Annotated in this window: 10 protein-coding genes; 3 read left to right on the top strand and 7 right to left on the bottom strand. The window is 62.7% G+C overall.

What is annotated here, in order from left to right; genetic code table 11:
* Positions 1 to 27: 27 nt before the first annotated feature.
* Positions 28 to 576, bottom strand: coding sequence for a type VI secretion system baseplate subunit TssE (gene tssE, locus BXE_RS00150; RefSeq protein ID WP_049782063.1), 549 nt, complete (start codon positions 574 to 576; stop codon positions 28 to 30).
* A gap of 524 nt (positions 577 to 1,100) precedes the next feature.
* Here tssE and BXE_RS00145 point away from each other — a divergent pair.
* Complete coding sequence (locus BXE_RS00145) at positions 1,101 to 2,966, top strand: glycosyltransferase 87 family protein (protein ID WP_011486426.1); 1,866 nt, start codon at positions 1,101 to 1,103, stop codon at positions 2,964 to 2,966.
* A 173-nt stretch (positions 2,967 to 3,139) separates the two neighbouring features.
* Here the strand turns inward: BXE_RS00145 and BXE_RS00140 are convergent, their stop codons facing one another.
* The 5 genes from BXE_RS00140 to cadR form a co-directional block, all read right to left on the bottom strand.
* Entirely contained in the window at positions 3,140 to 3,934 is a 795-nt protein-coding gene (locus BXE_RS00140) for an ABC transporter substrate-binding protein (protein ID WP_011486425.1), read from the bottom strand.
* Positions 3,935 to 4,055: 121 nt separating this feature from the next.
* On the bottom strand, positions 4,056 to 5,210 hold the full coding sequence (locus BXE_RS00135; RefSeq protein ID WP_011486424.1) for a pyridoxal phosphate-dependent aminotransferase: 1,155 nt from the start codon (positions 5,208 to 5,210) through the stop codon (positions 4,056 to 4,058).
* A 324-nt stretch (positions 5,211 to 5,534) separates the two neighbouring features.
* Positions 5,535 to 6,938, bottom strand: a complete 1,404-nt coding sequence (dbpA, locus tag BXE_RS00130; RefSeq protein WP_011486423.1) for an ATP-dependent RNA helicase DbpA — start codon at positions 6,936 to 6,938, stop codon at positions 5,535 to 5,537.
* A gap of 35 nt (positions 6,939 to 6,973) precedes the next feature.
* Complete coding sequence (locus BXE_RS00125; protein ID WP_007179822.1) at positions 6,974 to 7,174, bottom strand: hypothetical protein; 201 nt, start codon at positions 7,172 to 7,174, stop codon at positions 6,974 to 6,976.
* A gap of 101 nt (positions 7,175 to 7,275) precedes the next feature.
* Complete coding sequence (gene cadR, locus BXE_RS00120; RefSeq protein WP_011486421.1) at positions 7,276 to 7,707, bottom strand: Cd(II)/Pb(II)-responsive transcriptional regulator; 432 nt, start codon at positions 7,705 to 7,707, stop codon at positions 7,276 to 7,278.
* A gap of 79 nt (positions 7,708 to 7,786) precedes the next feature.
* Between cadR and BXE_RS00110 the strand changes: the two genes are divergently transcribed.
* A complete protein-coding gene (locus tag BXE_RS00110; RefSeq protein WP_233518838.1) occupies positions 7,787 to 10,213 on the top strand; it encodes a heavy metal translocating P-type ATPase in 2,427 nt (808 codons plus the stop codon).
* A 62-nt stretch (positions 10,214 to 10,275) separates the two neighbouring features.
* On the opposite strand, the gene BXE_RS00105 is transcribed toward BXE_RS00110, so the two are convergent.
* Positions 10,276 to 11,334 carry a helix-turn-helix domain-containing protein gene (locus tag BXE_RS00105; protein ID WP_011486419.1) on the bottom strand — a complete coding sequence of 353 codons (1,059 nt, stop codon included), beginning with the start codon at positions 11,332 to 11,334 and terminating at the stop codon, positions 10,276 to 10,278.
* A gap of 328 nt (positions 11,335 to 11,662) precedes the next feature.
* Here BXE_RS00105 and adh point away from each other — a divergent pair, with 328 nt between their 5' ends.
* Positions 11,663 to 13,183, top strand: a complete 1,521-nt coding sequence (gene adh, locus BXE_RS00100) for an aldehyde dehydrogenase (protein WP_011486418.1) — start codon at positions 11,663 to 11,665, stop codon at positions 13,181 to 13,183.
* Positions 13,184 to 13,229: the final 46 nt, after the last annotated feature.

The following is a 13,229-nucleotide window of genomic DNA, read 5'->3' as shown; positions in this document are numbered from 1 at the left end:
CGCTTCAGCTCCGTTAGTGTTGCTGGTTCAGATACGCTTCAGGTCGACATGCAAGCGGCTCGACTCGAGATCGAGCGAGCTTTGCACCATGAATTCGAGTGGATACGGCTCCATGCGCACCATTCCGTGAATGTCGAAGGCCACCTGGCTGTGACGGCCCTGACGATCACTATCACTGCGTGGAACCACCCGAAGCGACTCGGGTATCAGCCGCGGCTCGAATCGCCCGATCGCGTCCTTGATCGTTTTTTCGATATCGGCCCACTTGCGCGAGGCCATGAAGGCGCCAGCAAGAGGCGGCACGCCGAAATTCACGGTTGATGCCGCCACCAGTGGATAGCGCTGCGGGTCGATCAGATCGCCCAGGTTGGTCGCGTTCAACAGATAGGCCAGATCGCGCTGGATGATGTCGCGCAACTGCGTTCGCGTGACGGCATATTCGCCCGGCACTTCGGTCTGCCTATGCGGTGCGTCGTCGCGCAGACGATCAAATAGCGTCGGCAGCAAATAGCTGTCGGCACGACGCGGAGAGCTGGGCGCACCGCCGCTTTGTTCCATGGTGACATGTCGATTCATTGCGCTGACTCTTCGCGATTCGGATAAATGACCATAGCGTTGAAACCGGGATATACATAAACACACAAAGTAGAACTAACCTTATGGGCAAATCGGAAAATTTCGACGCATTAGCGCACGATCCATTTGTATTTGTCAATCCTTAATATCTATCACAAGGCATTGATTTTCATGGAATGAAAATATCTGTCACAAACATTAATTCATCAAATGAAAATATTTGAAAAATTGCGCTGACTGCAAGTTGTTTGGGAATTTACCTTTGGTGTTTCGGAAGTCTCCCAGGCCGGCATTCGACAATTGAACAGGCATATGTAAATAGCAAAAGCCTCTTCACCGGGTATTGTTCGGGAAGCCGCGCGACCATTACCTCGCCCGATGGCGAAGAGGCGAGCCTGAACGTCGCGCCGGTTTGCGCGGGCCGCGTTCCGCCTTCATGCGCCCGCCTTCCGATACCATGTCGGCTGCGCTCGCCGCCCACCGTGCGGCACAAAGCTTTGCATTTCCCGGCACCGACAAAAAACATGAACATGCTCGACCGCCCTGGCCGCCGCCGCTCCCTCTGGCTGAGGACCTTGTCATGGGATCTCAACGACCCCCGTCTCACAGTCGCCGCGCGCGTGTGGGTACCGATCCTGTTCGGCCTGTGGTCGCTTTTTCTCGGCCAGGACCGCAATTGGGACGGCTTCAACTATCACCAGTACAACGGCTTCGCGCTCCTGAACGGCAAGCTGCATACCGACTTCGCACCGGCCGGCATGCAGACCTACTTCAATCCGATGCTCGACGTCTTCCACTACGCGTTGAACCGGGCATTTCCGGCGCCGCTGGTGGGCTTCATCATGGGCACGTTGCACGGCCTCAATTTCGTGCTGCTGCTGTCGATCATCCGCAGAACGCTGCCCGGGCTTGCGCCCGAAGACGCCAACCGCGCGCCTTTGCTGCTTGCCGCAGCGGGCATCCTGACAGCGAATTTTCTGTCCGGCTTGGGTAATTCGATGGGCGACGACACGACCACGCTGTTCGTGCTCGCCTCGCTGCTTCTGGTTCTTCGTCTATGGGACAGGCTGCCGACGTGGTCCACGGCCACCGCGGCGGCGCTGAGCGGCGCGGGCCTCGTCGCCGGCCTTGGCATGGGCCTCAAGCTGACCAATGCGCCGTTTGCCGTCGCCCTTTGCGCAGGGTTATTGCTGTTGCCGGCAACACCGCTCGCACGGGTGCGCGCGGCTTTCCTGTTCGGCGTGGGCGCGCTCGCCGGCCTGCTGGCTGCGGGCGGGTACTGGATGGCGGTGATGTGGCATACGTTCGGCAACCCGTTCTTTCCGCAGTTCAGCTCGATCTTTCCCAATCCGCTCACCCCGCCGGGCGGCGTCGCGGATCAATCGTGGCTGCCGAAAAGCGCGCGCGAATACGTTCTCTGGCCGCTCGTCTTTGCGTTCGATTCGAAGCGCGTCGGACAGGCGCGTCTGCACCAGATCATCTGGCCTGTCGTGTACGTGCTTTTCTGGGCGCTCGCCGCTACCCGCGTTGCGGAGTGGGTGCGCAGCCGGCCTCGCGTGCGGCGACTGAATCCGCGGGCGGCATACGTCGTGACCTTCGTGGCGCTGGGTTACTTCCTGTGGATGATTCTGTTCAGCATCTACCGTTACGTGGTTCCGATCGAAACGCTCACGCCGCTCGTCGTGTATCTGCTGCTCAATCGGCTCTTGCCTTACCTGACGGCGCGGCGAGCCGCCGCCTGGCTGCTCTGCGTGACGACAGTAGTTGTCGTGGCCGGTGGTGTCGAAACGTGGGGACACGAGCGCTGGGCGAGGGCTGCTTTCCGTGCCGACGTGCCCGTGCTGGAAAGCCCTCAGAACACGACGGCGGTTATCGTCGGTGGTGATCCGCCCTGGGGTTGGATCGTGCAGTTCTTTCCCGTGTCGGTCGCATTCACGCAAATCGACGGCAGCTTTCCCTACTCGCCGCGATTCGATCGGCACATAGCGGACATCGTGCGTTCTCGCGGCGGTCCTACGTATGCAATCATCGAAGGCCGATATAACTGGCGCGTCGACAACGTCGCGAAGATGGATCGAGTCGCGAACGCGATCGGCCTGACGGATAACGTAAAAGGCTGCAATACCATGCAGGCCGCGATCGATCGCCTGCACCTGCACGCGAGCCTGCAATGGACGCCCAACGCCGCAGACACGCGCATGTGCCGGCTCGACCTACGGCATGATGATGTGCGCGATGTGGTCAGCGAGAATGCGCAACTGGTCGAACAGGCGCGGCCCGCATTGGAGCGGCATGGTTTCACCGTCGACGCCAGCTCCTGTATCACCTACAGGGCCTATGTCGGCCAAGGCGTGTTTCCTTACCAGTGGTGCCGCATCACGCGTCGCTAGAACGCAAAAGCCCGGAGCGCAAGGCTCCGGGCCGACCGTAGCAATTCCCTTCAATACACAGTAAGGCCCACGTATCCGTAGCCGGCAAACGCACTGCGTCAGCCAGCCGACTCAGGAACAACAGCCCATCATCCGCAACACGATCAACGCGGCGCATCCAGACGCGCCCCGGATCACTTCGCCGTCACGTCGATATTGCCGAGATATTTCGTGGCCAGCGTCTTCACCGTACCATCGGCCTGCACCTTTGCGATCGCCGCATTCAGGCGATCACGCAACGCCGTATCGCCCTTGCGAATCCCGTATGCAATGCCGCTACCGAGAATCCTGTCGTCGCGCACCGGCTCGCCGACGAAGGCGTAACCGGCGCCGTTCGGCTTCGACAGAAAACCTGTCTGTCCGGCCGGCGCCAGCACGAGCGTCGCGTCGAGACGGCCCGCCACGAGATCCGTATAAACCTGGTTCTGGTCCTGATACGGCACGACAGTCACGCCCGCCGATTCCCAATGCGCCTTGGCGAAGGTTTCCTGAATCGACGACTGCAACACGCCCACGCGTTTGCCCTTCAGCGAGGCTGTTGTCGGCAGCAGACCGCTGTCGCGCTTTGCGATCAGCTGCGTCGGCACGCGGTACACGACGGTGGTGAAATCAATCGCCTGCCGGCGTTGTTCGGTCGCATTCATCGCCGAATTGATCGCGTCGAACTTGCGGCCCTGCAGCGCGGGAATCAGCCCGTCGAACGAAGTCTCGACCCATTTGCAGGTCATATGCGCAGCGGCGCAGACCGCATTGCCGACGTCGATATCCAGACCCTGCAACTCCCCGTTCGGCCCCTTCGATTCGAACGGCGGATACTGCGCTTCGAGGCCGAAACGCAGCGTCGAGGTGTCGGCGGCGCTCACGGCAGATGCAGCCGCGAGCGACGCAAATGCGCAGGCCAGTGCCAATAGAGGCTTGAGCAATTTCATAGCAGGTCCCTTTCCCTTCGATTTATTGTCACGCCGTGTTGCGGCGCGCTGATGCGTGACGGCGCGACGATCATACTGCGGTCAAAAATAGAGCCATCGCGCAGGGCCGTCACTGCCCCGATCAGATTTGGCACAAACGGCGCGCGCCTTCGATCAAGGTCGCATCATCCTTCGAAAAGCTCAGGCGGATCAAGCCGGAATCCGTGCCGTCGGTATAGAACGCTGAAAGAGGAATCGTCGCGACGCGCGCATCGCGAATCAGGCGCAGCACGAAATCGCTATCGCTTTCCTCGGAGAAGCCGCGAAAACGCGCGAGCATGAAGAAGCTGCCCTCGCTTGGCAGCAGCTCGAAGCGCGAATCGCGCAGTGCGTCCGTGAGCAGATCGCGCTTCTTCTGATAGAACGCGGACAAGCCGAGGTAGCTTTCGCGCCTGGCCAATGCGTCGACAAACGCGTACTGCATTGGTGTATCGGCAGAAAACACCATGAACTGATGGACTTTGCGAATCTCGTCCATCAACGCAGCGGGTGCGAGGCAGTAGCCGACGCGCCATCCGGTCACGTGATACGACTTGCCGAACGACGAAACGATCACGCTGCGCTCCGCGAGTTCGGCATGGCAGGCCATGCTTTGATGCTTCGCGCCGTCGAACACCACGTGTTCGTAGACCTCGTCGGCGAGAATCACGATATCGGTATTGCGCGTAATGGCCTTCAGGCGCGCGACGTCGGCTTCGCTGAACACGGTCGCGGTCGGATTGTGCGGCGTGTTGATGATGATCATGCGGGTCTTTGGCGTGATCGCGGCGGCGACCTCGTCCCAGTCCACCCGGAAATCGTTCAGGGACAGTTTGATCGCCACGGGCGTGGCGCCTTGCAGGCGGACGATCGGGCCATAGCTGTCGAACGAAGGCTCGAAGTAGATCACTTCATCGCCCGGATGCACCAATGCGCTGATGGTCGAATACAGCCCTTCGCTCGCGCTGGCGATCACGGTTACTTCGCTGGCCGGGTCGTAGTGCACGCCGTACAGCGTGGCGACCTTGTCGGCGAGCGCTTCGCGCAGAGCGGCGATGCCGGCCATCGGCGCGTACTGGTTATGACCAGCGCGCATGGCCTGAGCAACGCCGTCGATCAGGCTGGCGTCCGGCGCGAAATTCGGTGCGCCTTGCGACAGGTTCAGCGCATCGTATTGCGCGGCCAGTTGACCGATCACGGTAAAAATCGTCGTGCCCACATCAGGCAACTTCGAGCGGGCTTGCATGGCGCTCTGCATAAGGCTTTCTCCCTTTCTCCATCCGGCAGCGAATTCACGGACGGCCTGCTGCGCGGCGGTCCCTTCTGGTTTGGTGATTAGGCATCAGCCAAAGAACCGTCACAATCGAAACTTTGTCATGCGCCGCATGCGTTTACGTCATGGCCGACGCGAAGCCGCGCCGCCACGGGCGAAGCCAGTCAGATCGGTGCTTTCGGGGAAGAAATGAGGCCGCGTGAAGAACGCGGAAAACTGCAGAGGTATGACGTAATGTGATGCGCACGGTCGCGAGCGGAACGCTCGCGACCGGCTTCGCCTCAGGCCTGGGCCATCAGGCGTCAACCATCAGGCGTCGTCCATCAGGCGGACTTTGACCTTCTTGCCCTTCACCTTGCCTGCGCTGAGCTTGCGCACGGCCTCACGGGCGACGCTGCGCTCCACCGCCACGTAGGTGGACATTTCCGTCACGTTGATCTTGCCGATCTGCGAGCCGGCGAAACCCGCTTCACCGGTCAGCGCGCCGAGCACGTCGCCGGGACGGATCTTTTCCTTACGGCCGCCGAGAATCTGCAACGTTTCCATAGGCGGCAACAGCGGTTCATTGCTCGTCGCCGTGAGTTCGGACAGCTTGTGCCATTCGACGTCGCGCTTTTGCGCCTGTTCGAGACTGCCGACACGGCCCATCTCGTTCATGCTCGCCAGACTCAAAGCCCAGCCTTCCTGATCGGCGCGGCCCGTGCGGCCGATGCGGTGCACATGCACTTCCGGGTCCGGCGTCACGTCGACGTTGATCACGGCTTCGAGTTGCGCGATGTCGAGACCGCGCGCGGCGACGTCGGTGGCCACCAGCACCGAGCAGCTGCGATTGGCGAACTGGATCAGCACCTGATCGCGTTCACGCTGGTCGAGCTCGCCATGCAGCGCGAGCGCATGAAAACCCTGCGCGCGCAGCACGTCGAGCAGATCGCGGCATTGCTGCTTGGTATTGCAGAACGCCAGCGTGCTCACCGGACGATAGTGGTTCAACAGCAGACCGACCGCGTGCAGACGCTCGTCTTCGGTCACTTCATAGAAGCGCTGACGGATCTTGGTGTTGTCGTGCCGTTCCGCGAGTTTGACTTCTTTCGGATTGCGCAGGAATTGCTGGCTCAGTTTGACGATGCCTTCGGGATACGTCGCCGAGAACAGCAGCGTTTGCCGTTCCTTCGGGCATTGCTTCACGACGGTGGCGATATCGTCGAAGAAACCCATGTCGAGCATGCGGTCCGCTTCGTCGAGCACCAGCGTATTGAGCGACTGCAGCGGCAGGCTGCCGCGCTCCAGGTGATCCATGATGCGGCCCGGCGTGCCCACCACGATGTGCGCGCCGTGTTCGAGACTCGCCGTTTGCGGACGCATCGGCGTGCCGCCGCACAACGTCAGCACCTTGATGTTTTCTTCGGCGCGCGCGAGGCGCCGGATTTCCTGCGTGACCTGGTCGGCGAGTTCGCGCGTCGGGCACAGCACCATTGCCTGCACGGCAAAGTTGCGCACGTCGAGGCGCGCCAGCAGCGCCAGCGAAAACGCCGCAGTCTTGCCGCTGCCGGTTTTCGCCTGGGCGATCAGATCATGGCCGGCAAGCGCGATGGGCAGGCTCGCGGCCTGAATCGGCGTCATCTCGACGTAGCCGAGCTGCGTCAGGTTGGCGAGCGTCGCGGGCGGCAGCGATAGCTGGCTAAACGGCGCGCCCGCGGTATGGGGACTGTTCATAGGTGTGATGGCTCGCAATCGGCTGGAAGCAAAAACTATTCGGCCATAGGGCCGGTGGCGGGACGGCCTTCGATCTGCTCGTACAGCACCGAGCCGTCGTCCGCGTCGAAACGCTCGACGTAATTGCGCGCGCCGCACATCGGGCAACGGAACAGGAGGCCCTGGCCTTCGTTCTTGATGACGACGTCCGACTGCTCCCACTGCGCGTCGCAGGACTGGTTTCTACAGGTAAACACGTTGCTTCTCCAACTGGATTCGATTGTTGATACGGCGGGCCGCACGAACGGCCCGGCCGTGGGCGGGTCGCCGCGGCCGAGGTGACGGCGGCCGAAGCACGTCAACCCAGATGCGTATGCCGCGCACGCGGTGCGCTCACATCCATTTCGTTGAGACCTTGCACGATGCCGCAGTCTTCCACGGCCTGTTCGCCGTGGCATTGCTCGCGCAGCGTGGTCAATTGCACTTTCAGCTGCTTCAGTTCTTCGATGCGGGTGTCGACGTGCGCGATGTGCTCGTCGATCAAGGCATTGATGCCGCCGCAGCCGGTGGCCGGTGCGTCGGTCAGACGCAGCAACCCACGAATTTCGTCGTGCGTCATGTCGAGCGCGCGGCAATTACGGATGAAACGCAGCCGTTCGACGTGCTTTGCCGTGTAACTGCGGTAATTGGCCCCGGTGCGCTCCGCTTCCGGCAACAGGCTCTCTTTTTCGTAGAAACGGATGGTTTCGGTCGTGCAATGGGCGATTTTCGCCAATTCACCGATTTTCATGGACCCTCCGGATGACGGCCTTGACCTTGTAGTGGCTTCAAGGTGTTTACTAGACCACAAATCGAACCAGGAAGCCACCATGCCTCAAGCCAACCACGCCGAAGCCGACCGCCTCGAACGGCCGGAAGCCCGTACCGACGGGCACGACGGCCATACTCATGCGCATGAACAGCGCCATGAGCACGGCGCGAACTGCGGCGGGGGCGGCCACGCGCAAGGCCACGGCGAGGGCGACCACTGCTGCGCGCACGCTCACAGTCAGGCGGAGGCGGCTTGCTGCGCTCCGCCAGCAGTCGACGCGGCCTCCTGCTGCACTCCCCCGGCAACCGACGCAGCCTGCTGCACTGCTGCGGCGGCCGCGCCGGCCCCCGGCCAATTGCCGCAATCCGAAACCGTCGGCAGCGACATGCGCACCGCCATCCGCATCATGCAGATGGATTGCCCGACCGAAGAAGCGCTGATCCGCAAGAAATTCAGCCGCATGCCGCACGTGCGCAGCATGGACTTCAACCTGATGCAGCGGATCCTGACGGTCGTCCACGCGCCTGAAGCGCTCGACTCGATCCTCGCCGCGCTGCGCTCCCTCGATTTCACGCCGGAACTGGCGAACGCCGCTCCGGACACCGCACCCACAGCCGCTCCGCACACGCCGCCCAAGCCGTGGTGGCCGCTCGCGCTCGCCGGTGCGGCCGCGGCGGGTTCCGAGGCCGCCGGCTGGCTCGGCGCGCCTGGCTGGCTGCCGGCCGCTCTGGCGATCCTTGCCATCCTCTCCTGCGGCCTCACGACGTACCGCAAGGGCTGGCTCGCGATCCGCAACGGCAACCTGAACATCAACGCGCTGATGAGCATCGCGGTGACCGGCGCGCTGATCCTGCGGCAATGGCCGGAAGCCGCAATGGTGATGGTGCTCTTCACCATTGCCGAACTGATCGAGGCGAAATCGCTCGACCGCGCCCGCAATGCGATCCAGGGCCTCATGCAGCTCACGCCCGAAGAGGCCAGCGTGCAACAGCCCGACGGCGGTTGGCGGTCAACCGAGCTCAAGGCGATTGCGCCCGGCGCGGTGGTGCGCGTGAAACCGGGCGAGCGGGTCGCGCTCGACGGCGAGATCGTGGCGGGCCGCTCGACCGTGAATCAGGCGCCGATCACCGGCGAAAGCCTGCCGGTCGATAAAGCGGTGGGCGACGCGGTGTTCGCCGGCACGATCAACCAGACCGGCTCGTTCGACTATCGCGTGAGCGCCGCCGCCAGCAACACGACGCTGGCCCGCATCATCCATGCAGTCGAGGAAGCCCAGGCCACCAAGGCGCCGACGCAGCGCTTCGTCGATCAGTTCGCCCGCGTATATACGCCGATCGTGTTCGCCGTCGCGCTCGCCGTGGCCATCGTGCCGCCGCTCCTGTTCGGCGGGTCGTGGCAAGCGTGGATCTACAAGGCGCTGGTGATGCTGGTGATCGCGTGCCCCTGCGCGCTCGTGATCTCGACGCCGGTGACCATCGTCAGCGGTCTCGCCGCGGCCGCCCGCAAAGGCATTCTGATCAAGGGCGGCGCCTATCTCGAGCAGGGCCGCAAGCTGACCCGGCTCGCGCTCGACAAAACCGGCACGATTACCCACGGCAAGCCCGTGCAGACCGAGTTCGAGATACTCGCCGAGGTCGACGCCGGCCGTTGCCGCACGCTTGCGGCGAGTCTCGCGGGGCGCTCCGATCATCCTGTATCGATGGCGCTCGCGGCGGCGGCCAAGGCCGACGGCGTGACCAGTCTGACGGTCGGCGCCTTCGAAGCGCTCACGGGACGCGGCGTGCGCGGCGAGATCGACGGCTTGTCCTACTGGCTCGGCAATCATCGGCTGGTTGAAGAACTCGGACGCTGTTCGGCGTCGCTCGAAGCACGGCTCGATGCGCTCGAACGCCAGGGCAGAACCGTCGTGATGCTGGTGGACGGCGAACGCGTGCTCGCGCTGTTCGCGGTCGCCGATACGGTGAAGGAGTCAAGCCGCGCCGCGATCGCCGAATTGCAGCACCTCGGCGTGAAAACGGCCATGCTCACCGGCGACAACCCGCATACCGCCGCAGCAATCGCGCAGCAGGTCGGTGTCGACGAAGCGCGCGGCAACCAGTTGCCGGAAGACAAGCTCAATGCGATCGCGCAGTGGTCGAAGGAACACGCGACGGTCGGCATGGTGGGCGACGGCATCAACGACGCGCCCGCGCTGGCACGCGCCGACATCGGCTTCGCGATGGGCGCGATGGGCACCGACACGGCAATCGAAACCGCCGACGTCGCGTTGATGGACGACGATCTGCGCAAGATTCCGTCGTTCATTCGCCTGTCGAAGGCGACGCATTCGGTGCTGGTGCAGAACATCACGCTTGCATTGGGTATCAAGAGCGTGTTCCTCGTGCTGACCGTGATCGGTCTGGGCACGATGTGGATGGCCGTCTTCGCCGATGTGGGCGCGAGCCTGCTGGTGGTCGCGAACGGACTGCGGCTGTTGCGCAAGTGACGGTGTAGCGAAGCTTGCGCCTTGGCGCGCGACGCGGTGCGGCGCCGTTGCAGCCGGTCAGATCAGTGGTGCGCCAAAGCAACCGCGTTGAACGCGCCAGCCCTTTCAACGCGTGTGCCGGTCGCCGCCTTCAACGTCTCCGAAGGCCGCATGCCGAAGAGCTTCCGGTAATCGGTCGCGAACTGGCTCAAGTGCCAGAAACCCCACGCCGCCGCGACGTCCTGCACCGAGCGTGATTCGCGCGATGCATTCGACAGATCGCGCCGCGCGCCATTGAGGCGAATCGCGCGCAGATACGTGGCGGGCGCCATGCCGAGCACGTCCTGAAAGCAGTATTGCAGCGTGCGCCGGCTCACATGCAGTTGCTCGCACAACTCGGGCACGCTCACCGCCCGGTCGCGATTGAGCAGCACATAGTCGCGCGCTTCCGATACGATCGACTGACGGCGCGGACGTGCCGGCATCGCAACCGGCTCCGAGGCAGGCAACGCGCCGACGTCGAACAGCGAAGCCAGCACGGCGGCCTGCAGATTGTTGCGAGCAACCGAAGATAGCGGCGTGCCGCGCGCCGCGCCATCGTCGAGCAACTGGCGCAGCGTGGCGCACAACTGCGCCTTGCGCGCCATGCCGATCGGCACGACCTGCGTGTTCGGCACAGGGTCGGCCAGACCGACGCGCTCCACTTGCGCCGCGTAGCGGCGCAGCACTTCCCCTTTGACCACCACGCCGAAAATCTCGTAACCCGCCGAGGTCAGCAGTTCGAATTCGATCCCGCCCGGACGAAACGCGAGCGCGTCGCCAGCGATCACCTGCGCGTCGATACGCCCCGAACCGGCGGCGCAAGCCGGAATGCCGAACCAGTAGGCATCCTTCTGCACTTCGCAGGTTTGCCGCAGCGTGTGGCTGGTCGTTTCGACGAACAGTTGCATGTGGTCGAGACACAATTCCGTCAGTCCGCCGACAAAGCACCCGGCCGTCAACTGGTCGTAGGTCTGGCTCCAGCCATGAAGATTGCGCGCCTGCTCGTCGGCGTCATGGGCGACGCGGGTCTGCACGCAGAAGCTCGGCTGCGGCACGAGCGTCGAAGCCGGCAGGTCGCCGCCGAAGGTGTCAGTCGTCATACCGGATCTGCGCAAGCGGGATATGAAGGTGAAAGGGGAAAGGCAATTCCCATGCCGAACGCCCCCGACACCTTGCGCACCCGAACCGTACCGGCACACGTCAAGCCACTGTTCATTTGATGAACAGCACCGCACACACTGCTCAGAAACGGGACGTTGCCTCCTCACCGGTTGGAACAGCGCGGCGCGCCATGCCGTGCGCGAGCGCCTGTCGCGTGTGCACGAGTCACCAGCGCGGTGCATTGGCACACTTCTGGCTGTAGCCTGTCGCGGCCAAGCGAAATATCGCGCCGAATATAGCCCATTCAAACATGTGAGGAGCACACAGATGAATCACGCAGAGATGCAATTTCTGACCACCGAATTCCCGTACAAAAAACAGTATGCGAACTTTATCGGCGGCGAGTGGGTGAAGCCCGTGGGCGGCGAGTACTTCGACAACGTGTCGCCGATCACCGGCGAGGCGTTCACCTCGATCCCCCGTTCGCGTGAAGCCGACGTCGAACTCGCACTGGACGCCGCGCATCGGGCGAAAACGGCGTGGGGCAAAACCTCGGCTGCGGATCGCGCGAATATCCTGAACCGCATTGCCGACCGCATGGAAGCGAACCTGCAACGTCTCGCCGTGGCCGAGACGATCGACAACGGCAAGCCGTTGCGCGAAACGACGGCCGCCGACATTCCGCTCGCCATCGATCACTTCCGCTATTTCGCCGGCGCCGTGCGGGCGCAGGAAGGCTCGCTCTCCGAGATCGACCACGACACGGTGGCGTATCACTTTCATGAACCGCTCGGCGTAGTCGGCCAGATCATTCCGTGGAATTTCCCGATCCTGATGGCCGTGTGGAAGCTCGCGCCCGCACTCGCCGCCGGCAACTGCGTGGTGCTCAAGCCTGCCGAGCAAACACCCGCGTCGATCCTCGTGCTGGTGGAACTGATTCAGGATTTGCTGCCGCCGGGCGTGCTGAATGTGGTCAATGGTTTCGGTCTCGAAGCCGGCAAGCCGCTGGCGTCGAGCAAGCGTATCGCCAAGATTGCGTTTACCGGCGAAACCACCACCGGGCGCCTGATCATGCAGTACGCGAGCCAGAACATCATTCCCGTCACGCTCGAACTCGGCGGCAAGAGCCCGAATATTTTCTTCGCCGACGTGATGAATGAGGACGACAGTTTTTTCGACAAGGCGCTCGAAGGCTTCGCGATGTTCGCGCTGAATCAGGGCGAGGTGTGTACCTGTCCGTCGCGCGTATTGATCGATGAAAAGATTTACGACCGCTTCATGGAACGCGCGTTAAAGCGCGTCGCGGCGATTACGCAGGGGCATCCGCTCGACACGAAGACGATGATCGGCGCACAGGCCTCGCAGGAGCAGCTCGAAAAAATCCTCTCGTATGTGGATCTCGGCAAACAGGAAGGCGCCGAATGTCTGATTGGCGGCGAACGCAATGCGCTGGGCGGTGAGTTGAGCAAAGGCTATTACGTGAAGCCGACCGTATTTCGCGGCAACAACAAGATGCGCATTTTCCAGGAAGAGATCTTCGGACCGGTGGTGTCGGTCACGACTTTCAGGAACGAAGAAGAAGCGCTCGAGATCGCCAACGACACGCTCTACGGCCTGGGCGCCGGCGTATGGACGCGCGACGGCACACGTGCGTATCGCTTCGGCCGGCAGATTCAGGCAGGCCGCGTGTGGACCAACTGCTATCACGCCTATCCGGCGCATGCGGCGTTCGGCGGCTACAAGCAGTCCGGCATTGGCCGCGAGAATCACAAGATGATGCTCGACCATTATCAGCAGACCAAGAACCTGCTCGTCAGTTATAGCGACAAGCCGCTCGGTTTCTTCTAAGCATCGCGTTCCTGTTCGAGCGGGCCGCGTTGCGCGGCTCGCTCTT

Origin of the sequence: Paraburkholderia xenovorans LB400 (genome assembly GCF_000013645.1) — a bacterium.
GTDB lineage: Bacteria > Pseudomonadota > Gammaproteobacteria > Burkholderiales > Burkholderiaceae > Paraburkholderia > Paraburkholderia xenovorans.
The sequence above is the reverse complement of the archived record's forward strand: the minus strand, read 5'-3'. Positions and strand labels throughout refer to the sequence as shown.